The organism is Flavobacterium sp. HJSW_4, from assembly GCF_042436695.1.
Classification (GTDB): Bacteria; Bacteroidota; Bacteroidia; order Flavobacteriales; family Flavobacteriaceae; genus Flavobacterium.
Genome location: NZ_JBHNPP010000004.1, coordinates 297,341 through 321,180, shown reverse-complemented (window position 1 = coordinate 321,180; position 23,840 = coordinate 297,341). Strand labels below are relative to the sequence as shown.

Annotated in this window: 20 protein-coding genes and 1 pseudogene; 12 read left to right on the top strand and 9 right to left on the bottom strand. The window is 32.2% G+C overall.

Translation table 11 applies throughout. The features are described from left to right. The 4 genes from ACE01P_RS06090 to ACE01P_RS06075 all read left to right on the top strand — a co-directional run. Nucleotides 1-219: alpha/beta fold hydrolase (locus tag ACE01P_RS06090; RefSeq protein WP_379695321.1), on the top strand; the 219-nt coding region annotated here is incomplete at its 5' end. Between the two features lie 87 nt (nucleotides 220-306). Next, complete coding sequence (locus tag ACE01P_RS06085; RefSeq protein WP_379695319.1) at nucleotides 307-996, top strand: isochorismatase family protein; 690 nt, start codon at nucleotides 307-309, stop codon at nucleotides 994-996. Between the two features lie 122 nt (nucleotides 997-1,118). Further along, the gene (locus ACE01P_RS06080) at nucleotides 1,119-1,553 is read left to right on the top strand and encodes a DoxX family protein (protein ID WP_379695317.1); all 435 of its coding nucleotides are present in this window, start codon (nucleotides 1,119-1,121) and stop codon (nucleotides 1,551-1,553) included. Nucleotides 1,554-1,590: 37 nt separating this feature from the next. Next, nucleotides 1,591-2,211: a pyridoxamine 5'-phosphate oxidase family protein gene (locus ACE01P_RS06075; RefSeq protein WP_379695315.1), complete on the top strand. Its 621-nt coding sequence runs from the start codon at nucleotides 1,591-1,593 to the stop codon at nucleotides 2,209-2,211. Nucleotides 2,212-2,221: 10 nt separating this feature from the next. On the opposite strand, the gene ACE01P_RS06070 is transcribed toward ACE01P_RS06075, so the two are convergent. The 3 genes from ACE01P_RS06070 to ACE01P_RS06060 form a co-directional block, all read right to left on the bottom strand. Continuing rightward, nucleotides 2,222-3,160, bottom strand: coding sequence for a helix-turn-helix domain-containing protein (locus tag ACE01P_RS06070; RefSeq protein WP_379695313.1), 939 nt, complete (start codon nucleotides 3,158-3,160; stop codon nucleotides 2,222-2,224). Between the two features lie 57 nt (nucleotides 3,161-3,217). Continuing rightward, entirely contained in the window at nucleotides 3,218-4,141 is a 924-nt protein-coding gene (locus tag ACE01P_RS06065) for a helix-turn-helix domain-containing protein (RefSeq protein ID WP_379695311.1), read from the bottom strand. Between the two features lie 115 nt (nucleotides 4,142-4,256). Next, nucleotides 4,257-5,189 (bottom strand): helix-turn-helix domain-containing protein, encoded by a 933-nt coding sequence (locus tag ACE01P_RS06060; RefSeq protein WP_379695309.1) that lies wholly within the window; start codon nucleotides 5,187-5,189, stop codon nucleotides 4,257-4,259. Nucleotides 5,190-5,686: 497 nt separating this feature from the next. Between ACE01P_RS06060 and ACE01P_RS06055 the strand changes: the two genes are divergently transcribed. Continuing rightward, entirely contained in the window at nucleotides 5,687-7,165 is a 1,479-nt protein-coding gene (locus tag ACE01P_RS06055) for a hypothetical protein (RefSeq protein ID WP_379695307.1), read from the top strand. Between the two features lie 139 nt (nucleotides 7,166-7,304). Here the strand turns inward: ACE01P_RS06055 and ACE01P_RS06050 are convergent, their stop codons facing one another. Genes ACE01P_RS06050 through ACE01P_RS06040 form a run of 3 tightly spaced genes read right to left on the bottom strand, consistent with a single transcriptional unit; the run spans nucleotide 7,305 to nucleotide 9,359 of the window. Beyond that, nucleotides 7,305-7,982, bottom strand: a complete 678-nt coding sequence (locus ACE01P_RS06050; protein WP_379695305.1) for a hypothetical protein — start codon at nucleotides 7,980-7,982, stop codon at nucleotides 7,305-7,307. A gap of 16 nt (nucleotides 7,983-7,998) precedes the next feature. Next, nucleotides 7,999-8,595: a hypothetical protein gene (locus ACE01P_RS06045; protein WP_379695303.1), complete on the bottom strand. Its 597-nt coding sequence runs from the start codon at nucleotides 8,593-8,595 to the stop codon at nucleotides 7,999-8,001. 23 nt (nucleotides 8,596-8,618) lie between these two features. Continuing rightward, nucleotides 8,619-9,359 carry a hypothetical protein gene (locus ACE01P_RS06040; protein ID WP_379695301.1) on the bottom strand — a complete coding sequence of 247 codons (741 nt, stop codon included), beginning with the start codon at nucleotides 9,357-9,359 and terminating at the stop codon, nucleotides 8,619-8,621. A 93-nt stretch (nucleotides 9,360-9,452) separates the two neighbouring features. Between ACE01P_RS06040 and ACE01P_RS06035 the strand changes: the two are divergent. Then, nucleotides 9,453-9,651: pseudogene (locus ACE01P_RS06035) on the top strand (SPFH domain-containing protein); the annotation flags it as partial. A 348-nt stretch (nucleotides 9,652-9,999) separates the two neighbouring features. Here ACE01P_RS06035 and ACE01P_RS06030 read toward each other — a convergent pair. From ACE01P_RS06030 to ACE01P_RS06020, 3 genes are all read right to left on the bottom strand, one after another. Beyond that, complete coding sequence (locus ACE01P_RS06030) at nucleotides 10,000-10,422, bottom strand: GNAT family N-acetyltransferase (RefSeq protein ID WP_379695299.1); 423 nt, start codon at nucleotides 10,420-10,422, stop codon at nucleotides 10,000-10,002. A gap of 208 nt (nucleotides 10,423-10,630) precedes the next feature. Next, nucleotides 10,631-11,074, bottom strand: a complete 444-nt coding sequence (locus ACE01P_RS06025) for a Crp/Fnr family transcriptional regulator (RefSeq protein WP_379695297.1) — start codon at nucleotides 11,072-11,074, stop codon at nucleotides 10,631-10,633. A gap of 148 nt (nucleotides 11,075-11,222) precedes the next feature. Further along, nucleotides 11,223-11,447, bottom strand: coding sequence for a hypothetical protein (locus ACE01P_RS06020; RefSeq protein ID WP_379695295.1), 225 nt, complete (start codon nucleotides 11,445-11,447; stop codon nucleotides 11,223-11,225). A gap of 201 nt (nucleotides 11,448-11,648) precedes the next feature. Here ACE01P_RS06020 and corA point away from each other — a divergent pair, with 201 nt between their 5' ends. From corA to ACE01P_RS05990, 6 genes are all read left to right on the top strand, one after another. Next, complete coding sequence (corA, locus tag ACE01P_RS06015) at nucleotides 11,649-12,722, top strand: magnesium/cobalt transporter CorA (protein ID WP_379695293.1); 1,074 nt, start codon at nucleotides 11,649-11,651, stop codon at nucleotides 12,720-12,722. A gap of 67 nt (nucleotides 12,723-12,789) precedes the next feature. Continuing rightward, entirely contained in the window at nucleotides 12,790-14,883 is a 2,094-nt protein-coding gene (gene pta, locus ACE01P_RS06010; RefSeq protein WP_379695291.1) for a phosphate acetyltransferase, read from the top strand. 97 nt (nucleotides 14,884-14,980) lie between these two features. Beyond that, entirely contained in the window at nucleotides 14,981-16,165 is a 1,185-nt protein-coding gene (locus ACE01P_RS06005) for an acetate/propionate family kinase (RefSeq protein WP_379695289.1), read from the top strand. Nucleotides 16,166-16,264: 99 nt separating this feature from the next. Further along, nucleotides 16,265-19,009 (top strand): LuxR C-terminal-related transcriptional regulator, encoded by a 2,745-nt coding sequence (locus ACE01P_RS06000; protein WP_379695287.1) that lies wholly within the window; start codon nucleotides 16,265-16,267, stop codon nucleotides 19,007-19,009. A 244-nt stretch (nucleotides 19,010-19,253) separates the two neighbouring features. Then, nucleotides 19,254-22,280 (top strand): SusC/RagA family TonB-linked outer membrane protein, encoded by a 3,027-nt coding sequence (locus ACE01P_RS05995; RefSeq protein ID WP_379695285.1) that lies wholly within the window; start codon nucleotides 19,254-19,256, stop codon nucleotides 22,278-22,280. A 4-nt stretch (nucleotides 22,281-22,284) separates the two neighbouring features. Next, nucleotides 22,285-23,781, top strand: coding sequence for a RagB/SusD family nutrient uptake outer membrane protein (locus tag ACE01P_RS05990; protein WP_379695283.1), 1,497 nt, complete (start codon nucleotides 22,285-22,287; stop codon nucleotides 23,779-23,781). The last annotated feature ends 59 nt before the right edge of the window (nucleotides 23,782-23,840 follow it).

The window sequence follows — 23,840 nt, the reverse complement described above, 5'->3', positions numbered from 1 at the left end:
GAAAAATGGCATCAGTATTTTGCTAAATATCAGCCGCCTATGCTGATTGTTTGGGGTAAAAATGACCAGTTTTTTACCGCACCAGGTGCAAATGCTTATAAAAAAGATAATCCAAGTGCAGAAATTCATTTCGTAAATGGAGGACATTTTGCATTAGAAGAACACTACTCAGAAGTATCAAAGCTGATTATTAATTTTTTGAGTAAAAAAGTTAAATAACAATATCAATGCTTTGGGAGACTTTAAAAATCTCACCAAGAAATTATCTATCAATCCAATTTAATTAATCAATAAATCTCAACTATTATGAAAAAGTTATTCTTAACAGCAACAGTTGTACTTTCGTCTCTGACTGCATTCGCACAAAAACCAAGCCCGCAATTATTAACTCCTAAAAACCATACATTGGTTTTAGTGGATCATGAAGGCCAGATGGCATTCGCAGTTGGTAACATACCTGTAGATCAGCTTCGAACAAATACCGGTATGGTTGCAGGAGCGTCAAAGATTTTTAAAGTTGCTACAGTAATTACAACAGTAGCAGAACAGTCTTTTAGTGGCCCTGTTTTTCCTGAAGTTCAAGAGTTTTATCCTAAATCGAGCACGAAATATTTTGACAGAAGCACTATGAATTTCTGGGAAGATGCCAATGCTTACAAAGAGGTAGTAAGCAAAGGAAACAAAACCATTGTAATGGGAGGTTTGTGGACTTCGGTTTGTATTGTCGGACCTGCGCTATCTGCTATAAATGACGGCTATACCGTTTATGTAATCACTGACGCAAGCGGGGATGTATCAGACGAAGCTCACAATCAGGCTGTAACCCGTATGGTTCAGGCTGGAGCAAGACCTATTACTTCAATGCAGTATTTATTAGAATTGCAACGCGACTGGGGAAGATCAGAAACGTATACAGCTGTTACAGATTTGGTTCAAAGATTCGGCGGATCTTATGGAATTGGTGTTCAATACAGCCGAGCAATGCTTAAACACTAATTTATTGTACAACTCAATAGTTTAATTTATTGGCCTTTAACAAGTCAAGTTCTGGATCGAGATTTTGGAAATTGTACTTAACTAGGCCAATAAAATTAAAAGTTACTTTAAAAATAAAAACTATGATACATATTTTTTTTTCACTGCTATATTCAAATGTTGGAACCAGATTGAATAACTTTGTTCTGCTCTTTTTTAGGATTGCCGTTTCTTTGGAACTTATTTTTGCGCATGGATTAAAAAAAATCGGCATTGGGACTGAATTAGCAGAAGTTGTTCCAAATCCTTTAGGCCTGCCTGATGCTTTCAATCAAGTTTTTGCCACAGCGGCCAATCTTGTAATGCCCCTTTTTATAATAGCAGGTTTAATGACCCGTTTAGCAGCTTTACCAATTTTAGCCGTTACACTGACAGGTTATTTTGTAGTGCATTTTAATGATCCAATATTAGTAAAAGATACGCCTCTAATTTACAGTCTTTGTTTTTTACTAATTTGCTTTACTGGCGCAGGTAAATATTCGATTGACCATTATATCATTAGCCGAAGAAAAATTTAAAATCTCTAATAACTTTAATCTGTGTAAAATTTAGATTATGAACTATCAAAAACTAGCATTTACGGACGCCATAAAAAAGCTTCAGGAAGAAAATGGAAGCAGATCAGCGTATGAAAATATGGAAAAGAGATCTATAGTTGATGGACTTACAGAAAATGAAATCGGATTTATTTCTGAAAGAGACAGCTTTTATATGGCCAGTTATGGTGAGAATGAATATCCTTACATACAGCATCGAGGAGGACCAACTGGTTTTATCAAAGTTATTGATGACAAAACAATCGGCATTGTAGATTTTTCAGGAAACAGACAATATATTTCGTTAGGGAATATTTCAAATAACAATAAAGTGGCTTTATTTCTGATGTCGTATCCGCAAAGAGCTAGGCTAAAAATTTATGCCCATGCGAAGGTGGTTGAATTAAAAGACAACGAGGAATTATACAATCAGCTAAAGCCTTCTGATTATAAGTTCAGACCTGAGAGAATGCTTGTATTTGAAATTCAGGCATACGATTGGAATTGCCCTCAGCACATTACACCCCGTTTTACCAAAGAAGATGTCGAAATGGCTTTTCAGCCCCAAAAAGAATATATTACCAAACTAGAAAATACGATTAGAGAACTGGAAGAAAAACTGGCTCAAAAATCGAAATAGCGCTTGGAAATTAGTCTAGCAAACTTTGTTTGCGGTAATCTAAAGGTGTTATTCCAGTATGTTTTTTGAAAAAAATGCTAAAATAAGAGGTATAGCTGAACCCTAGCATGAACGCAATTTCTTTCATGGTGTATTGAGAATCCTGAATTAAAATTTTTGCAGTACTAAGCGTTTTTTCAGCAATTAATTGACCGGCGGTTTTACCTGTTTTTTCTTTTAGGACGGTGGATAAGTAATTTTCATGAAGCTGCTGCATTTCAGCATAATCTTTTATATGAAGGATCTGTTTTACTTTTCCTTTTAGGAGCTGGTCATAATGATACTCCAGATTTTGTAAAAAATCATTCAAGATGTCAGGATTTTTTGACTGTACGTTATGAACGCTGTAGCCGACCCAAAATTCTTGTTTTATTTTAAGCAAAATCCTCGTCAGAAGGTTGGCGCATAATTTTTTCTTAAGCGGTGAATCCTTTTTCAGTTCCTGATGAATCAGCAAAATAATTGCTCTCAACTCCTGTTGGAATGCGGCTGATGTATGCAGAGGTAGATGTCTTTCAAATAATAAGAAAGGGAATACTTCATAGATAGAGATTCCTGCATATTTTAAAATAAAATCTTCTGAAAACAGCAAACCGTAAGTTTCTGTTACTTCTTCCCATCGTAATTCCTGAAGATCTCCCGGTTTGTTCATAAACAGCATGTTAGGTCTTATTTCGACCGTAGTATCTTCATACTTCATCGACCCATAGGAATCAATAACAATTCCAATGGTAAAAAGGGTAGAGCGGAATAGTGAATAAGTGTACGGAAGTCTTTCTTTCGGGTGCAGTATTTTTGAAATGATCAGCGAAAAATCGTCATCACCCATATGTCCTTCCGAGTAATCGATTCCCATTACTCTAACATTATCATAGAGTTCGTATGTTTCCTTTTTTTTAATTGTACTCATGATTGTAAAATCCTTAAATTGGCATATTCTGATAAAGGCAGTATCCTTTCTATGGAATTAGGTATTTTGATGCATTTTTCTGTATATCCCTGGAGCAGATTGGGTTTGCGTTTTGAAAAAGCTGTAAAAATAGTTCAGATCATTAAAACCGTATAGAAAAGCAATATCCTTCATCGATTTTTCAGAATGTTTCAGCAGGTATTTGATCTCATCGACAAGTTTTTTGTTAACCCATTCGTTAACCGTTTTTTTTGTGATGTTGCTTATGGTTTTGGATAAATAATTCTCATCCAGATTCAACAGCTGGGCGTGCTCTTTGATGCGCATCACCGAAATGCATTTACCTTGAGAAAGTTTGTTAAAATTATTTTCAATATTTTGGCGAAAGTCGATTACAATTTTATTGTTTTTTTCGTTATTTATTTTGAATTCTGGTTCATTCTCTTTTTCCAATTGCACAAAAAATAAAAGATTTAGTGTCAAGTTTGCCATTAAATCATTTTTATAGCATAAATCTGAAGTTGCTATTTTATGCATTTCAATACAGGTTTGTTCAAAATAATTCATGGTATCTTGAGTGACACAGCAACAATAGCCGTTCGTAGTATTGAATTCCATAATATTATCGATTCCACCAGGAAAGTGTTTTAAAATGAACGATTTCTTGAACGCTATATTGTAAACTTTTTCCATATCTGTCCAATGGATTTTAAAATAAGAATCAGGACAGGCCACTACGATATGATTAGGATGCAGTTCAAAAATATCATCTCCTACAGTAAAACTTCCATTTGCATTGGTGACAATGGTGAAACTGTAATAATCCGACCTGAATGTCGGGGAGTTAAATGGAAAAGTCAGATCCCATTCGTGCACTTTTACAATTGAAAATTCGTCATTATCAATATAATCATGATAAGAAAGCTTTAAAAACTCAATCTGATCTTTATAGGTACTGAGGTTTGTTGGTTGTGATATCATGGCTATAAAAATTGGTTATGGTAAGTTATCTGGCGAATTGGGAACTTTTATTATTCAAAGATATGAGAAAGGAAAATTACCATTATACCTTAAAAATGGCATTAATTTATAAAATTCAAAGATTAGGAGATTGCTGTAAACTTTTTCTATAATTCATAGGTGTCATTGTAGTCTGTTTTTTAAAGTAACGGCTGAATGAACGGCTGTCGGCAAATTGAAATAAGTTGCCTATTTCTGAAATTGGAATGGATGTTTCAGTCAATAGCACTTTAACCTCACCTAAGATTTTGCTGTTAATCCATGCAGTTGGAGTTCTGCCAGTTTTGTTTTTTATCATTCTACAGAAATAGTCCTCATTTAGAAATTGATTCGCAGCAAAATCACCAGCTTTTAGTTGCTTAGGCTTTTCGCCGTTTAGTATTTCACCAAAATATTTGTCCAGATCTTTATAGAATATGCTAACTACACTTGAATTAACATTTTTATCAGACATCGAATTTGATTGATTTTGAAAAAGCTCGTTAATTTTTATGAGCAGAAATTCTACCATATTGCCGATAAGAATCATATTTTGATTTTCTTTTTTTGTTTCGTGCTTAAGCTGGTCGATGTTGCTTTTTACTACTTGGTAATTTTCAGAGTCAACGATGCTGTACATAAAAGAATCTGATAATAAAAATGGAAACTCATTATAGATGTTACTAATGCAGTGCTTAGCAAGAAAATTTTCAGTAAAGCATATAAAATACGCCTTGGAAATATGGTCTATCGTGTAATTACGAAAATGTCCAGGCGTCGTTATAAAGATACTTGACGATTCCAAATGCATTTCTTGATTATTGTAAAGATGTGTTGCTCTCCCTTCATAAATGATGAATATGGTAAAGAAGTTTGCTCTGTACGGATTAGCTGCTTTAAGCAGTTTATTTTGATTTGACAGATCTATTTCCTGAATCATAAAATCTTCGCACAAAGGTCCTTCGGCGGGTATTCCAAACCAATCACGTATTTCAGTTAAAGTCTTGAGCATTTCTATTTTGGTTTCCATGTCAACGATATATAGAAGAAAAGTAATTTCACAATTGCACGAGCTGGTTATTGTCTGTTATTACATTTTCTAGGTTAGTACTATTGATGATCCTTAAGAGGTGAGATAGAATACGGGAATATTTAAAGTATGTTATTAAGATTTATTTCAGTAAAATACTCAATTTCAAACTCTTATATTATGCATAATTACTAAAGAAAAATGAGTTGCGCTAATGTTATCAAACAAACCTTTTTGGAATCTTAGGTTAGTATAATAATTTGTGGTTTATTCACAGAGAATGAGGTATTTCACCTCTAATTTCCAAGAGGAAATATCGAAAGGATAATCTGAAATTGTAATACTAATTTGGACGGAAAAATCGTAAGGATAAAAGCCAGCTCTTTGTAAAATATTATTTCAATAACAGCGAAAGCTTTCAGAAATGAAAGCTTTTTTTATCGATACAATGGGGATTTCTTTACTTTTGAATCGAAATTTAACCAAAAATAAAATTTATGAAAAGAATACTTTTTAGTATTGCCTTATTTTCTTCTGTTTATTTATCAGCTCAAACTGTGATTGTTGAGGAAAAATATGAGAAGAGGAATGAACCTATAGCATATAGATATCTTCCTAACTCTAAAAAGCTTGTAATTTTTAAAGGAGAGACATTACCACTATTTGCGGTCACATCTGAAACCATTTTCTTTATGACAAAATCTGCTTATAGTTTTGATGAAAGTGGAACTAGAACTATTTTGTTTGAAAATGAAAAATTGGCAAATTGTACATTTTCTTTAACTGAAAATTCTTTTAAAGCATTTGGAGGTAGTAAAATATCGGTTACATCAGATAGGAAATATTATCTAAACAATGTTTACACAAACAGTTTTACAAATGATGAAATTAAAAATATTAATTCCAGTTATTTTGGACTTTTAAATAATGATAATGGATTTTTTTTTAATGGATATTCTCGTACTCTTTTTTTTAATTCTTTTAATGACTCCTATGATTTAGGTTTTACAAATCAGAAAGGTAAGGAAAAGATTAATTTTGAGAAAGATGAAGTTTTTCTAGAGGTTTTTGATCTAAAATCAAAGCAAAAAAATAGAGTAAAATTAGAAACCCCTAAATTAGATTTGTTAAAAGGAAATTCATTTGTAGAATCAACGGATGGAGTGACTTTTAGTTGTAAGCTACAAGCAAATAATACCTTTGATATGGTGACAAAATCAGTTTCAAAAGAACAGAATGAAACTACTATTTATAAAACTACTTATGATATACAAGGTAAGAAGATAAAAGATGTAGCACTGAAATTAAATTTAAAAGACAACTTTTTTGTTTTATCTTCCTGTGGCGCTGGTTATGTTGACAATTTTGTTTGGGATGTACAGGCAGTCAATAATTATTACGAAGATTCTAAGAATGGTGATATGTATGTTTATGGAATCTATACCAATAAAAAATCTAAAATTCATAAAGGTTTTGACCCTGTTGGATTTTATATTTTTAAGTTTGATAAAGACGGAAATAAAATATGGGAATCTATTAATCCTATGAAGGATAAATATTTTGAAGGTTTATGTTGCGGTTTATACTTTAATCTTAATTTGTTTGAATACAATGGAAAACTCCTTTTTACTAATTCTGTAAATGAAGCGACTGAATTTTCCAATTATGCAATTGTTGATAAAACATCTGGTAATGTTTTAAAAATGAATAGAGTAGATTTTAATAATACAACAAGTTTTGCTAGAACTAGAGCGTTTATAAATAATACTTATGATAAAAGGGATTTGAAGAACAAAGCATTTTCACCTGTTTCATTTGTTGCGATGGATCTTAGCCCAGCAATGGATAACTATTTAAAAACAATTCCGAGTAAAGGAAATGCAGTTTATTTTGAAACCATTTTTTCTAATCAAGGAATATGGCTGGTAGAAACTGATAACAAAGAATATTATAAAGTTCTTTTATTTAAAGATTAAAAAAAAGGTCCAATTTGGCAGTCATGGTCGGAAGAAATTCCGACCATTTTTGGTAGTGCTACAGATTAGGTGTTTTTATAATTTAACCACTTAACTGAGAAAAAGAGAAGATCAGTTCAAATTTTGGGAGCTTTTTTTGCTATCTAAAAATTTTATAATATAAGATTAGAGAAACGGTATGCAGCTTACCTTCTAAAGAAGGTCCCGTATAAGTATTTGTTTGAGAGTAACTGTCTGTTTGAACATCACTTAATAAATTAGAGAGTCCCATATTGTATTTCAAAGCAAGTCTAAATTTGTTGTAACCCCCAGTTAATCCGAAAGAGACTCCATAATTTAATTTATTAATATCTGCCAAACTGTTTTCAGTAAGCCTATAAGGCAAATAATATTGATCATTTGCATCTTCCTTAGCATCAAGCTGGCCAGTATTTACAGAAACATAAACACCTGCTGAAGGGCCAAAATAAAATTTATCTTCATCAGGAGTTATGATATAATAATTCATACTAAAACCAGCATCAAAGCTGTGTAAAATATATTTTGCTTGACGAACAGTTAAAGCCTCAGAATCTACGTAGTCTAATTTTAATGCATTACCACTTATTAAAGTAGTAATTTCATAATTAAAACTTTCGTGATATCCCGTATTAAAAGTAAGTCCTGCATTATAACTTATATTAGGATCTGCAAGTAAATCTTTGGAATCAAGCATGGTCTGATTCATTCCTACACCAAAAGAAAATCCGCGAGGAACTTGCGCATGCATAGAAATAGTAATAAAAAGTAAAATAAATAAATGTAATTTTTGTATCATAATTGTAATGTAAATATTAGTTGCATTTTAAATAAATAGGTGAATCAAAAAAGCCAAGAATATCCATAAAATATTCGTCATTAGTATTAAAAGATTCCATTCGTTCAATAACTTTTGGGCAGTTTTTAAAATTTCTTTTAATCAATTCTGGCACCTTCTTTCTTAATTCAACATGACCTAAGCTTTTGTTAGTTCCTTTAAATTCAAGAGTTTCAATAATATTATTATTTAAATCTAAAACCAAAATATCATAATAAGTTATTGTAGAATAAAGACTTTTACCTTGTTTTGTTGTTACTGTAGTAACGAGACAAACTAATCGTTTATCTACATCCTCGGCTAAAACAAAATAACCTTTTTGTTTCTTATTAATTATAAAAGATTTAAAAACATATGGTCCAAAAGAGGCATAATCTAAATCTTTGTATGTTATGTACTTTTCCCATGTTTTTCCTGGAATTACATATGAAATTCTCTTATCGATATTTATGACCTCAAAGTCATCAAACTTATCAGATATTTCTATTTTAGTTCCATCTTTTTTTAGAATGAAAGAATTTTGAGAATAAGAATTCAAGCTAAAAAAGAATACTAAAAAAAATAAATTCTTCATTATTATCATTTTAATTGGTTAAACTAGTGTTCAGTAAACTTCGCCGATGCTGTAAACTCTTTTTGATTATTGGTACTCTTTACATTTGAAAAAGGTACATCACAAAAAGTAACCATAAATTTTCCATTAGAAAAAGAAACAGACACATCGCCAGATATAGCTTGATAATATAAAATGGAATGCCAGTTAAAATCAACATGAACTGTATTCGCAGAGAGAGCGGTAGCTGAATTTACTATTGTATAATTACCTGTTTTAGGAATATCATTTCCTTTAAAAAACACATTTAAATTAAGATCAAGATTACCTGCATTCAAAGTATAACTATTCTCTGGAGTACCATGTCCGTCAGTATAGTGAGGAAAAAATGTTTGTTTTGTAAACGGGGAATTTACAAAAGTCATTTCATAATTATTAATAGCACATGTTGTAACATTCTTTATTACGGTAACTTCTGTTGTTAATTCTTCTGTTTTACAAATTCCAATAGAAGTTACAAGCTTATACTCGCCAGACATGTCTACTGTAGAATTAGAAATAGTTGGATTCTGAACATTTGATTCGAAACCATTTGGCCCAGTCCAGTGATAAGTTGCTCCCTCAATTTTAGGTGTCTTTAAAATAATTGGATCATTGGAAATAATTGGTGAGTTACTACTAACAGTAGTCGCAGGAAGTATGCATCGTAACTCCCCTTTCTCAACACAACCTGAGAATAAAATTCCAATTCCAATGATTGGAAACAAAAAGCTTTTAGAATTCATTATAAATAATTAAATGTTAAAAGCACGAAAGTAATTTAATACTTATTAAAAAAACTGATTTATTTATTTGTATTTTTAAAAATTAATATCACCATGACCCCAATTTTAATTATCTTTTTTGTAATAGCTTTTTTTTATTTTCATGTCTTCCTTCTTTACAGTAAAGCAACAGGCTTCTGTAATTATAGAAAGATTTGGAAAATTTATAAGCGTTAGAAATTCAGGATTACAGCTTAAAATTCCTGTGAAGGACAGAATCGCGGGACGTTTAAATCTTAAGATTCAGACCTTGACGGAACAGAATTCGAACCACTTAATGGAGCCAGCTGGAAACAAATTCCAGACACATATTACTTTAGAGTATTTTTGTCATCGGCTGTTTATAATGCATCTGCCTGTAATCAGTTATTACAGGCAGATGCTTTGTTTTAAGCAAAACAAATATGTCTTTAGTAGTTTCGAACTTTAAGGCCACAACCATTGATTTTGCTATGTTTTTTTTCTATAAAACTGCAAGTGCCACGATTTTGCAACAAAACTTAGAATAGGTGAAAGAGGAATAAAAATTCGCTATATTTTTTGTAGCAGTAAGGTATCGATTCTATTCTTTTTGAACAATAAGATTTCTTTAAAATGCAAATTATAATTTCATATGAAGTATAGGATATTCTCTGCCTTTTTCATCAAACGCTGATCTTTTTACTATTTTGAAGCCCATATATTTGTAGAAGCCAACTGCTTGCGTATTCTGCTCATTCACATCAACTTTACTTGCTTTTAAATTGGTTATTGCGAATGCAATCAATTTTTTTCCTATTCCGATTCCTCGAAAATCATTATCAATAAACAGCATTTCAATATTTTCTTCAGAAGTTCCCATAAAACCAATTAATTCTCCATCTTTCTCAAATCCAAATAAGTCAACATGTTTGAAGTAGGTAGGAAGCATTTCCTTGTAGTATAAAAAATCTGTTTCTTTAAGAAAATCATGTGTGTTCAGTACCGCACTTTGCCAAATTTCCATTAATCGCGGATAATCCATCTCTGTAATTTCTCTAATCATAACTGTAAATTTTAAAAGAGCAAAGTTCCAAACTAATAAATAGATAACACTGAACCCAAGTTAAAAAATGCGTCTGCGTATTCTGCTCAATGCTTGTGGCGTAATGCCCAAATAGGATGCTATATCTTTTAACGGAATATGGTTTAAAGCCGTACCATATTCATCAATCATCTGCAGATAATACTGCTCGGGCGAGTTTTTGATTATGTCAATATTTCTTTTCAATATTTCTTTTCAATATTCTATTCAATAATATAGCAGTCAAGTCGCCAAATATTGGTTTTATCCTTGGAATAGAAGCATATAGTTCTGCTGCCTGTTCTTTGCTGATTCTATAAATAACACAATCTACGATAGCCTGCACATTAAAAGCCGAACTTTCCTGTAATGTAAATGATATGTTTGACATGGAAAATGTTCCTGGCTTACAGAACCAAAAAGTTTGCTCTTCTCCTTTATTATTTAATAGCCAGCAGCGCAACATGCCATCAAAAACAAAATAGCTGTAATTTTCTGTTTCACCCTCTTTAATTAGAAAGTTGTTCTTTTTGACCAATATTTGTTCAAAATAGTTATCATATATATCAGACTCCTCTTCAGTAAAAATATTGGTGTCTACATTAAACTCGTCAAGTAATTTTTCTAAAAGCATAATCTAAATATAATAATTCGTAGTGTTTTATAAATAAGTTCAGAATACCAAAATTTGATTTGCAATAAGTTTAATTTTATAATAGACAGAAACAGGATTTTGAACTAACAGTATGAGACTTCTGACAAGTAAAATTAAAAAAAAAGCCTCAGATTGCTCTGAAGCTTTTGTATTGATATTCTAACAGACAATTACTTTTTTTTGTACCATTCCAATGCATTGGCGTAAAAAATCTTTTTGTTAGCTCAACTTTACCATTCTCAAAGAACTCCAGCTGATTTTGGTAGATTATACAAAAAAACAAGCCGCCTGCGTGAAGATCAGTATCTGCGCGTAATCCTGGCAGGTACTTTTTATTAATTTCTATTTTCATTAGTGCATTATTAATGGACGTAAAATAATTTACTCTTTTATTGAATATAAAAACCGAGTCAGAAATGGCTCGGTTTTTTTATGCCTAATAATTTGTAGAGATCTACTGTCGTACGTCTTCTTATGGGATTTCCACAAACTGATAATTGTCATTTCCTGTTCGGATTCTTTTTCGTAATATTACTATTGTAAATTTTCATGAATGAGAAAGATTAAATACAAGAAAGGGCGCAAACTGCAACACATTACTTTAGAGTACACTGGCACGCATAAAGATCACGAAACAGAGATGCAACTTTTTGTATATAATGATGCTGATGTTGTCGAATACGATAAGTTTACGGTCTTAGCTTTAAATTCTTGTTTTGATTACACTAAAAACAATTGGCTCAATATTCATGGGCTTAATGATATCAATCTTATTAAAACGATCGGCTCACATTTTAAATTAGATGATTTTCTTCTTGCCGATATTTTAAACACTACAAAAAGAACGAAATTAGAAGAACAGCAAGATGTTTTGTTCTTTAATATAAAATCACTTCTTCCTTCTGAGTATTCAGATAATATTAGCGTTGAGCAATTAAGTTTTATTTTGAAAGACGGAATCTTGATTTCCTTTCAAGAAAAACGAAGCGACTTCTTTACACACATTCGCGAGCGTTTGCGTACACATGCAGGAATTGTTAGAACCAAAAAGGTAGATTATCTCTTGTATTTGCTTTTAGACGCTGTAATGGAGAATTTCTATATTACATTGGAAGATGAAGAAGATAAAATCGAAGACTTAATCAATTTGACTAAAAAAGATGCTAAACCAGTTATTTTAGAAAAAATTGAAAATCATCGGGATAATCTAAATTTTCTAAAACGTTCCATTGTCCCGCTTCGAGATTCGCTTTATTATCTGAAAACGAAAAAAGACGACGATGAAGATAATGGATTAATTCAGAAAGAAACGTTCAATTTCTTTATCAGATTGCATCAAAAAAGTTTAGAACTGTTAGATCAGATAGAATCAGATATGAGTGCTTTAGAAAGTGCATCCAATTTCTATTTTTCGGAGCAAAGCCGAAAAATGAATGAAATCATGAAAACGCTGACGATCATTTCAGCGATATTTATTCCGCTTACTTTTATCGTTGGAGTCTACGGAATGAACTTTGAAAACATGCCAGAACTCAAAATGCAAAACGGCTATTTTGTAGTCATGGGCGTAATGTTTTTGCTGGTAATAGCCCTAATCATTTATTTTAAAAAACGACGTTGGTTTTAACGTTTGTTTTGTTTTAGAAGAATGTGATTTTGTATAAATTTGTTATTTAGAATAAATATAAATAATTATGAGTAAAGCAATATATATAGCCACTAGCGACCATAATAGTGGTAAATCAATTATCACGCTCGGCTTGATGAGTATCTTAATTGGTAAAACAGCCAAAGTAGGATATTTTAGACCTATAATCGAAGATTTTGTCGATGGTGAAGTAGACAATCATATTGAAACTGTTTTGTCGTATTTCAACCTTGATATTCAGTTTAAAGATGCCTATGCTATTACCAAAAGCCAATTAATCAAAAAAAAGAACAAAGGTAAAATAGGAGAGGTTCTCGATTTAATCATCGAAAAATATAAAAAGCTCGAAGAACGCTTTGATTTCGTTTTGGTTGAAGGAACAAGCTTTACTGGAGAAGGAACTTCAATCGAATTGGATTTGAACGTTTTAATTGCTAAAAACCTTGGAATTCCGACCATAATTGTGGGTTCTGGAGTTGGTAAAACTTTAGAAGAACTTTTAGACAGTTTATATTTGGTTTACGATTCTTTCAAAGTAAAAGAAGTTGAAGTTTTGTCAGTTTTTGCTAATAAAGTGCAACCAGAAAATATTGAATTAGTTACGACTAGTTTGCAAAAGAGTTTGCCATCAAATGTTTTGATAAATACAATTCCGCTTATTTCGAGTTTGAATAATCCGACGATGCAGGAAATTGTACACGAATTGAATGCTAAAGTTCTTTTCGGTGAAAATTATCTGAACAACGAAATTGGGCATTATAGCGTTGGAGCGATGCAATTGCATAATTATCTAGTTCATTTGCATGACAATGCTTTAGTAATTACTCCAGGAGACCGTTCGGATATTATTTTGGGAGCTTTACAAGCTAATGAATCAGCAAATTATCCGACTATTTCGGGAATTATCCTGACAGGAAATATTGTTCCAGAAGAAAGTATTTTAAAGCTTATTGAAGGACTTTCTGCAATTGTCCCGATTATTGCTGTTGATGGCGGAACATATCATATTACGAATAAAATTGGTTCGATAAAATCGGAGATTTACGCTAATAACACTCATAAAATTGAAACATCGATCAATACTTTTGAAAAGTATGTTGAAATCGAAGCGTTGTCGCAAAGAGTAATCACTTTTGTAGCTGAAGGTATGACACCAAAAATGTTTCAATACAATATGGTTAAAAGAGCTAAACAGCATAGAAAACATATTGTACTGCCAGAAGGAAATGATGACAGAATTATTGCTGCAGCATCAAGATTGTTAGATATGGATGTGGTTGATATTTCTATTATTGGAGACAAAAAACAAATTGAAAGTAAAGTTGCAGAACTTGGACTTACATTTGATTTTTCTAAAGTAAACATCATCAATCCGATTGAATCTGAAATGTATGAAGATTATGCGAATACATACTACGAGCTTAGAAAAGCGAAAAACGTAAGTATCACAATGGCAAGAGATTTAATGGAAGACGTTTCGTATTTCGGAACTATGATGGTGTACAAAGGTCATGCAGACGGAATGGTTTCCGGCGCAGCGCATACTACACAACATACAATTTTACCAGCATTGCAATTCATTAAAACAAAACCAAATTCATCTGTAGTTTCTTCCGTGTTTTTCATGTGTTTAGAAGATAGAGTTTCAGTTTTTGGAGATTGTGCCATTAATCCAAATCCAACGGCTGAACAATTGGCAGAAATTGCGATTTCTTCTGCAGAATCAAGTTTAGCTTTCGGAATCGAGCCCAAAATTGCCATGCTTTCTTATTCTTCTGGATCATCAGGAAAAGGTGATGAGGTTGATAAAGTAAGAGCAGCTACGGCAATTGTAAAAGAGAAAAGACCAGATTTAAAAATCGAAGGGCCAATTCAGTACGACGCTGCAGTTGACTTAAGCGTTGGAAAAAGTAAAATGCCAGATTCTGAAGTGGCAGGACAAGCAAGCGTATTGATTTTCCCTGATTTGAATACAGGAAATAACACTTACAAAGCTGTTCAAAGAGAAACTGGAGCTTTGGCAATCGGACCAATGTTACAAGGTTTAAACAAACCTGTAAACGACTTAAGTCGTGGTTGTACAGTTGATGATATTATTAATACAGTAGTTATTACAGCAATTCAAGCCCAAGGAATGTAATATAATTGTGAATTATATTTTGCCTTAAAAAAGTTTTGAGTCTTTAAATAAAACTCAGCACCTTAGAAACTTAGCATCTTAGCACCTTTAAATAAAAATGAAAATACTAATAATAAACTCAGGAAGTTCTTCAATTAAATACCAATTAATGATAATGCCAGAAAACGAAGTAATTTGTTCTGGAATGATTGATAGAATTGGTTTAGAAACTTCAAATGTCACTTTTAAAACAGCAACAGCTTCTCGCGAAGAAACACTTCCTATTCCAAATCATAAAGTAGGTTTGCAGAAAGTGGCGAATATGCTTTTAGATGCCGAAAAAGGGGTAATTAAATCAACTTCAGAGATTGCGGCTGTTGGACATCGCGTTGTGCATGGAGGAAGCGATTTTAGCGCCACAGTAAAAATTGATGATAAAGTAAAAGAAAAAATCAAACAGCTTTTTGAATTGGCGCCTTTGCATAATCCGGCAAATTTAGAAGGGATTAATGTGGCAGAAGAAATTTTCAGTTCAGCAGAACAAATTGCTGTTTTTGATACCGCTTTTCATCAGACAATGCCTGAAGTGGCGTATAAATATGCTATTCCAAATTATCTTTTAACAGAAAATAAAGTTCGTGTTTACGGTTTTCACGGAACGAGCCATAAATATGTTTCTGAAAAAGCAATTAATTATTTAAAAGACAATTCAAAAATAATTACAATCCACTTAGGAAATGGCTGTAGTATGGCCGCTATTAAAGACGGAAAATGTATTGATACTTCAATGGGATTTTCGCCTTCAAATGGTTTAATTATGGGAACTCGTGCGGGTGATATTGATCAATCTGTTGTGTTTTATATGATTAAAAACTTAGGATATACTCCAGATGAGGTAAATGCTGTTTTGCTGAAACAAAGCGGTATGCTTGGGCTTACGGGTTACAGCGACTTACGAGATATCGAATCTGAGGCAGAAAAAGGCAACAAAGATTGTCAGTTGGCATTACAAATGAATGCTTATAGAATTAGAAAAACAATTGGTGCTTACGCCGCAGCTTTAAACGGATTGAACGCAATTGTTTTTACTGCAGGAATTGGAGAGAATTCTTCTTTCATGCGTAATTTAATCTGTACCGATATGGATTATTTTGGAATTGAAATCGACGCAGCAAAAAATCAAATTCGTTCTAAAGAATTAAGAGAAATCAATTCAGAAAATTCAATTGTAAAAGTTTTGGTTGTTCCTACGGATGAGGAATATGAAATTGCCAATCAGGTTTATCAATTGCTTGAAAATTAATTTCAAAATACTATCAGAAGAAACTCCTCAAGCTTGAGGAGTTTTTTTTGCCCTAAAAACAAATATTTGTGAGTATCTTTGGGTTTAAAAACGAATATCTTGAAATCGATACTTTTTAAATCAGTTTTCTTCTTTTTCATCGCTTTACAACTTCAAGCACAAGAATTACTTCCATTTGTCGAAAATTACAGCAAATCAGATTATCAGGGAGATAATCAGATCTGGAATGTGGCTCAAGGAAATGATAATGCGATGTATTTTGCCAATAATCATTATTTGCTTCGCTACGACGGAGTAAAATGGGAAAAATATACACTTCCGAACAAAACCATCATTAGATCTATTCTGATTGAAGGCGATAAAATATATTCTGGCTCTTATAAAGAATTTGGTTATTGGTACAGAAAAGATGGAACGATGCATTATGTCTCTATTACCAAAAACCTAAGATTATTTGACGAGAAAGACAACGAAGAAATCTGGAAAATATTCAGATTTAACGGTTCGCTTTATTTTCAATCTTTTAACGATGTTTTTATTTATAATGGAAAAACGATAAAGAAAATTAAATTTCCATTTCTTATTTCGTATTGTTTTGGTGTAGATAAAGATTTATATGTTGCTTCTGTTAGGGACGGAATTTATAAAATGAATGGTAAACATATTGCCAATCCAAAAGGATGGAATGTTTTGAAAAATACCGTTGTTCACGCGATAGAAAAATATAAAAATCAAACTTATATCTTCACTCAGAAAAAAGGTGTTTTTATTGTAGAAAAAAATGGACTTAGAAGTTGGGATAATCCAATAAATGAAATTTTAAAATCGGCTACAATTAATGTGGCGAAATTTGTCAAAAACGAAAAATTAATTTTCGGAACTGGAAATCGCGGTATTTTCATTTTAGATTTAAAAACCAATTCATTCAAAAATATTGAACGCGATAATGTTCTCATGAATAATTCGGTTTTGAGTTTAGGATTGGATAAAGAAAACGATTTATGGGTTGGTTTGGATAATGGAATCGCGCATGTTGAGGTGAATTCTCCAATTTCTTTCTTTTACGACAATTCTGGACTTTTGGGATCGGTTTACGCAGTTGCTTCCATTAATAAAGGTTATTTGATCGCTTCCAATCACGGTATTTTTGAATACAGTGCAGGAAAATTTAATATGATGCCAAATACGCAAGGGCAGGGCTGGAATATTTCTTTAATTGATGGAAAATATATTATAGGTCACAATGATGGTACTTTTTCATATGAAAATAATGCTTTGACCAAGATAAATGGTGTTAGCGGAGGATGGAACATGTCTAAAAGTAGCATCAATGATACGTATTTTCAGTCGACTTACAGCGGAATTTTGGTTTATGATGATCCTTCGAACATGTCTCATTATAAAATCATAAAAGAACTTGCAAAGCCTATTAAATATGTAGCTCAAAATAAGAAAAATGAAATTTGGGCGGCCGATAATTATCGTGGTTTATATCGTGTTCTGCTGGATGATAATTACAACACGCTAAAAGTTGAAAATGTTACGCAGCAAAGTAAAAATCAAAATGATTTTGGAATAAAGATTTTTGAGTTTAGAAAAGAAATACTTTTTCTAATTAATAATTCTTGGTATACCTATAATTCTATTTCAGGAAGGCTGGAAGAAAATGAATTGTTTAATACCAATTTCAAAAATGTTACCGATGTCGTTTCTATAGATGAGGATCATTTTATGGTTTTGCAAAACGGAATCTTATATCATATTTATGCACAAGGCAGCAAGTTTGTCTGGAATATTATTCAGGAGAAATATTATAAAGGAAAATTGATTAATGAGAATCTTAGAATTTTCAAAAAAGACAATTATTATTTATTCAATCTCGATGACGGATTTGTTTCGCTTAAACTTCAATACGAAAACAAACAAAATTCTGGAGTAAAAATTGAAGCGTTTAGTAATGATGCTTTAGTTCCGATTGATGAGAAAATTAAATTTAATACAGAATTAAGAATTAATGTCATTTCTGGAATTTACGGAGCAAGTAGACCAAATCTATTTTACAAACTTGATAAAGAAAAAGAGTTTTTTCCAATTTCAGACGGATTGATCGTTTTGAATAATTTAAGCAGCGGTTATCATTCTGTAGAAATATTCAAACATGATGGAGCAACTTATGATAAAGTTTCATTTTATAAATTTAAAGTTGCCGAGCCATGGTATTTTTCTTTTTGGATGATTCTGCTTTATTTTCTTGTTGTTGGTGCTGTTTTATTTTTCTATTATAAATGGAATAAACTTCGCTATATGCAAAAACTAAAATTACAAGGCGAGGAATTAAAACATCAGAGAGAAATTCTTGAGATGGAATTGAAGAAAGAAAACGAACTCAATATTCAAGAATACGAAAAACACATCTTAGAATTAGAATTGCAAGCCAAATCTTCGGAAGTAGCTGGAAAATCTTTATCAATTGCAAAGCAAACAGAAATGATTGATAAGATTCAAGGAATTTTAGAAACGGAGAAAGATTTCGGTAAACTGAAAAACGAAATTAGAAAAGCAATTAAGATTAATGAAGTAAATAAACACGAGTGGGAAACTTTTGAAACCAATTTGAATCAAATTCACAACGAGTTTATTATTAATCTTTCTAAGAAATATCCGCAATTGACTCCAAAGGATATAAAGCTTTGTGTTTATCTTAAAATGAATCTTTCTTCTAAAGAAATTGCTCCTATGATGAATATCTCTTTTAGAGGCGTAGAACTGCATAGATATCGCCTCAGAAAGAAGCTAAACCTTACTCAGGACGAAAACCTGTCAAAGTTTTTATTAAGTCTGTAAGATTTGGTTTTATTTTTTAGAGAATTTATATTTTTCAATATCATTTTTTATATAATTACGATACATCATTACTACATCATAACGTTATGTTAAAGAATTTATGTTAACATTTATTATATTGATAATCATTGTAGTAAAGTTGAATTTTAACATAATGATGTAGTTATGTTGTAGTGTTATTTGATGTACTACAACGTTGTAATTGCTTAATTTGGCTCTACTAACTTAAACGATTACGTACTGTATGAAAAATTTTATTTTTAGCTTTTTAGCTCTCTTGCTACTGCCTACATATATGATGGGGCAAGCGCAAGCAATCAAAGGAAAAGTGGTTGACAGCAGCGGAATGGGAGTTCCTGGAGCAATCATTAGTGCTTCAGAATCTAGAACTTCTGCTGATGCTGACTTTGATGGTAATTTTACCATAAATGTAAAAGCTGGAGAAATTTTAAAAGTCTCTATGCTTGGTTTCGATTCTATTTCTGTGCCTGCAGCGGCAGGAATGACGATTACATTAAAAGAAGCAGGTGACACTGCTTTAAAAGAAGTAGTTGTTATTGGTTACGGTACCAGAAAGAAAATAGACAATACTTCTGCAATTACTTCATTAAAAGCGGAAGACGTTACTAAAACAAAGGTAATGAATGCTTCTCAGGCTATTCAAGGTAAAGCTGCCGGTGTACAAGTAACTTCTTCAGATGCTCCAGGAAGTACACCTTCTGTAGTTATTAGAGGTTTGGGTACTGCATTAGGAGGAAGAAGTCCTTTATATATTGTTGATGGTATGCCAACAGAAAACATCAATAATATCAATACAAATGATATTACTTCTTATGAGATTCTTAAAGATGCGTCTTCATTAGCAATCTACGGAACAAGAGCTGCAAACGGGGTTATCATTATTACTACTAAAAAAGGTAAAGGTGACAGAGTTTCTGTAGAGATCGAAAGTTTTGGAGGTGTTAGAACACCGCTTAAGAAAGTTAAAATGGCAGATGCTAATCAATACGCAAGCTATACTAATGCTTCTTTAGGAACAGATAAATTTTCTTTAAATCAACCAGTTAATACTAATTGGCTTGATGAAATTACAAGAACAGGTACTTATACTCAAAATAATATTTCTATCTCTGGTGCCTCAGAGAATGTTAAATACTTTTTTAGTGCAGGTAACTACCAAGAACAAGCAATTCTTAATGGCTTAAACTATAGCCGTACAAATTTTAGAAATAATAATGAATTTAAGATTTCTAAAAAAATTACTTTAAATCAGAACTTTAGCTTTACATCGGCTAATTCTACTCCAAAACCATTAAGTGCTTTTACAAATGCATATAAACAATCACCAATTGTTCCTGTACGTTTTTCTAATGGAAAATATGGTGTGCCTTTTGTAGATGCTAATGGAGTTGCGAGCCCAACAGGTGCTTCATTTAATAATGTTGGAAATCCAGTATCACAATTAGATTTCTACAATGAGCAACAAAGAAGCATCACACTTCAAGGAGGTTTGAAATTAGATTACGAAATCTTAGAAGGATTAAAATTCACTTCACAATTTAATGGTGAATATTATACTTGGAAACAATATAATTTCGAGGATACTAGAAATATCTGGTTAGCAGCAAATCCAACTCGTGTTGAGTCTGGTTATAATTCTTCAGACCCTATTAACTTATTGACAAGAGGTAGAGAGCAGTATTTTAACTGGAACTTATCTAACTACTTGACTTATAATAAAGTTTTTGCAAATATTCATGATGTTGAGTTAACGGCAGGTATTGAAACTTCTGTAAAAGGTCCTAGAGAAAAATTAGCAATTGTTAGAAAAAATGTAAGTCCAGATTCTAATTATTGGTCTTTATATAATTCAACAGATTCTAAAGGTGTAGATTACGTTGGTACAGTAACTAGTTTACAAGATATTGTATTCAACGAAAGTAAATTAGCTTCTTATTTTGGACGTGTACAATATAAATTATTGGACAGATACTTAGTTACTGGTACTATTAGACGTGATGGATCTTCAAATTTTGCTAAAGATTACCGTTGGGGAACTTTCCCATCTGTAGGTCTTGGATGGATTATGACTAAAGAAAGCTTCTTGAAAGATATTAAAGGAGTTGATTTAATTAAATTAAGAGGAAGCTGGGGTAAATTAGGTAACCAAAATGTACCGTTAAATAATCAAGGATATGCTTCTGGACTTAACAGTTACTTAGGAGGCTCAATCTTAAATGAAGGTACAAGTATAACTTCTCAAATCGACCCTACTTTAACTTGGGAAATTACAGAAGAAGCGTCTGTAGGTTTAGATTTCGAATTCTTAGATAGCAGATTAAAAGGATCATTCGATGTTTATAACAAAAACACTGATAACGTTATTTTAAATATTAAACCTTACCCAACTTCAGGTATTACTGTTGCTACGCCATCTCATGTTGGAGAAGTATCAAACAAAGGATACGAGGTTGCTTTACGTTGGGATGATAAAATCACTGACGATTTAAGCTACTGGGTTGGAGGTAACTACTCTCACAACAAAAACGAACTTACAAGTTTGAAAAATGTTTCATTATCTCAGGTTATCGGAGGTAATTTAGGTAATGGTCAGGATACTAAATTGTTGTACAACAATTCAATTGGTCAGCCATTAGGTAGTTTCTACCTTTATCAATATGCAGGTGTAGATCCAGCAAACGGAAATATGCTTTATTATAATGCTTCTGGAGCTAAAGTAACTCAAGACGCTTTATCTGCAACAGCTGATAAAAAATATGTTGGTTCAATTTTACCAACATCTAACTATGGTGTTTCTTTAGGATTGGTTTACAAAAGCATCGATTTCTCAGTTGATGGATACGGAACTGGTGGAGCAAAAGTTTACAACGGTAAAAAAGCACAACGTTTTGGAGGTGAAAATATTGAAGCTTCTATGACTAATAATTATTGGACTCCAACAAATACAACTGCATCAAATCCAAGACCATTTAATACTGTTCCTGTTGCTTCTACTTACTATATGGAATCTGCGGATTTCTTCAGAATCAACAACATTACTGTAGGATATAAACTTCCTATTCCTGAAGGTCAATTTGTTAGTTCTTGCAGAATTTATTTTAATGCGATTAACCCTTTTATTACACAAAAGTTTTCTGGTTTCTCTCCTGAGTTAAACGGAGATGGTAACCCATACGGAACACAAGGTGTTGAATTGGATGCTTATCCAACATTAAGATCATTTGTAATTGGTGCTAATTTAAAATTTTAATATTATGAAAAAGATATATATATCAATCTTCGTATTATCTGCATTTACTTTTACAGGATGTGCTGATGATTACTTAGATGTTAAACAAACAGAAACTGTTTCTGTAGATGATATCGAATTGTTTAATAATGACAACGGAGCAAAAACATTTGTTACCTCAATTTACAGTAAATTTTTAGACTGGGATATGAGTTCATTCGGATGGATTGGATTAGCTAGTATTACATCTGATGATGCTGACAAAGGTTCAACTCCAAGTGATACAGGTACAGATAAAGATGTTTTAGATGCACTAACTTATAACGCATCAAACCCATCTGCTGAGAGCACATTTAATGCAAATTATGATGGAATCAACAGATGTAATCAGGCATTAGCAATTATTCCTAAATTAGATAAAGCTGATCCGGCTTTGAGAGCAAGATTAATTGGAGAAGCAAAATTCTTGAGAGCTTTCATGTATTTTACTTTAGTTAAATGTTATGGAGGGGTGCCAATTGTAGATCACGTTTCTAGTATTCCATTATCTCCAGAGGATAAAACAATGCAGTTAACTCGTAAAACTACAGCTGAGGTATATGCATTTATTGAAAAAGATTTAGCTGATGCTATCCAAGCTTTGCCAAATAGAACAGCATATGCAGATTCTGAAAAAGCAAGAGCATCAAAAGGTGCTGCTTACGCTTTATTGGCAAAAGTAAGTTTATACCAAAAAAATTGGCAGAAAGTAATAGACAATTGCGATCTTATTACAGGATACGGTCTTGCTCCAGATTATGCTAAAATGTTTAGACTTGAAGGAGAAAACGATATTGAGTCTATTTTTGAAATAAATGGAAACGGTGCAGTTCCTGCACGTGGTATTCAAGGATATTCAAACACTCAAGGTGTGCGTGATTCTTGGGGATGGGGCTTTAACCAGCCTTCTCAAAGTTTGGTAGATGCATACGAAACAGGAGATGTTAGAAAAGATGCAACCATTATTTTTAGAGGAACAACTTTATATGATGGTACTGTAGTTCCAACAGTAGAATTAGAAGAAGGACAAACAGATCCTAATCCAAGATATAACTTTAAAGCATATTCTTCTGCCTTTACTAATGCATGGGAAACAGATGCAAATATTAAATACCTAAGATACGGTGAAGTTCTATTAATGAAAGCTGAAGCTTTAAATGAATTAAGCAGAACTTCAGAAGCAATCACTTTGCTTAACCAAATTAGACATAGAGCAAAATTAGGTGATACTCCTGCAGCAAGTCAATCAGAAGTTAGAACTGCTATCTGGAAAGAAAGAAGAGTAGAGCTAGCATTTGAGTTCGACAGATTCTTTGATTTAGTAAGAACTGGCCAGGCAAAAGATGCTTTTGCAGCAGACAAAAGTATTTATTTCCCTAATGGAAGAGTATTTACAGTAGGTAAAAACGAAGTATTCCCAATTCCTGCTTCATTTATTTTACAAGCAGAAGGTTTGAGTTCTCAAAACCCTGGTTATAATTAATATTCCCTTATATATCACTTCCTTCAGTTTCTGAGGGAAGTGATTATTTTACAAAATCT

Excerpts from the sequence above, each read along its gene's own strand:
- corA (WP_379695293.1), top strand. The coding sequence starts at position 11,649 with ATGAGAAAGATTAAATACAAGAAAGGGCGCAAACTGCAACACATTACT.
- ACE01P_RS06040 (WP_379695301.1), bottom strand. The coding sequence starts at position 9,359 with ATGAATTCTAAAAGCTTTTTGTTTCCAATCATTGGAATTGGAATTTTA.
- ACE01P_RS06025 (WP_379695297.1), bottom strand. The coding sequence starts at position 11,074 with ATGCTTTTAGAAAAATTACTTGACGAGTTTAATGTAGACACCAATATT.
- ACE01P_RS06050 (WP_379695305.1), bottom strand. The coding sequence starts at position 7,982 with ATGATACAAAAATTACATTTATTTATTTTACTTTTTATTACTATTTCT.
- ACE01P_RS06060 (WP_379695309.1), bottom strand. The coding sequence starts at position 5,189 with ATGGAAACCAAAATAGAAATGCTCAAGACTTTAACTGAAATACGTGAT.
- ACE01P_RS06055 (WP_379695307.1), top strand. The coding sequence starts at position 5,687 with ATGAAAAGAATACTTTTTAGTATTGCCTTATTTTCTTCTGTTTATTTA.
- ACE01P_RS06045 (WP_379695303.1), bottom strand. The coding sequence starts at position 8,595 with ATGAAGAATTTATTTTTTTTAGTATTCTTTTTTAGCTTGAATTCTTAT.
- ACE01P_RS06080 (WP_379695317.1), top strand. The coding sequence starts at position 1,119 with ATGATACATATTTTTTTTTCACTGCTATATTCAAATGTTGGAACCAGA.
- ACE01P_RS06065 (WP_379695311.1), bottom strand. The coding sequence starts at position 4,141 with ATGATATCACAACCAACAAACCTCAGTACCTATAAAGATCAGATTGAG.
- pta (WP_379695291.1), top strand. The coding sequence starts at position 12,790 with ATGAGTAAAGCAATATATATAGCCACTAGCGACCATAATAGTGGTAAA.
- ACE01P_RS06030 (WP_379695299.1), bottom strand. The coding sequence starts at position 10,422 with ATGATTAGAGAAATTACAGAGATGGATTATCCGCGATTAATGGAAATT.
- ACE01P_RS05995 (WP_379695285.1), top strand. The coding sequence starts at position 19,254 with ATGAAAAATTTTATTTTTAGCTTTTTAGCTCTCTTGCTACTGCCTACA.
- ACE01P_RS06020 (WP_379695295.1), bottom strand. The coding sequence starts at position 11,447 with ATGAAAATAGAAATTAATAAAAAGTACCTGCCAGGATTACGCGCAGAT.
- ACE01P_RS05990 (WP_379695283.1), top strand. The coding sequence starts at position 22,285 with ATGAAAAAGATATATATATCAATCTTCGTATTATCTGCATTTACTTTT.
- ACE01P_RS06085 (WP_379695319.1), top strand. The coding sequence starts at position 307 with ATGAAAAAGTTATTCTTAACAGCAACAGTTGTACTTTCGTCTCTGACT.
- ACE01P_RS06075 (WP_379695315.1), top strand. The coding sequence starts at position 1,591 with ATGAACTATCAAAAACTAGCATTTACGGACGCCATAAAAAAGCTTCAG.
- ACE01P_RS06070 (WP_379695313.1), bottom strand. The coding sequence starts at position 3,160 with ATGAGTACAATTAAAAAAAAGGAAACATACGAACTCTATGATAATGTT.
- ACE01P_RS06005 (WP_379695289.1), top strand. The coding sequence starts at position 14,981 with ATGAAAATACTAATAATAAACTCAGGAAGTTCTTCAATTAAATACCAA.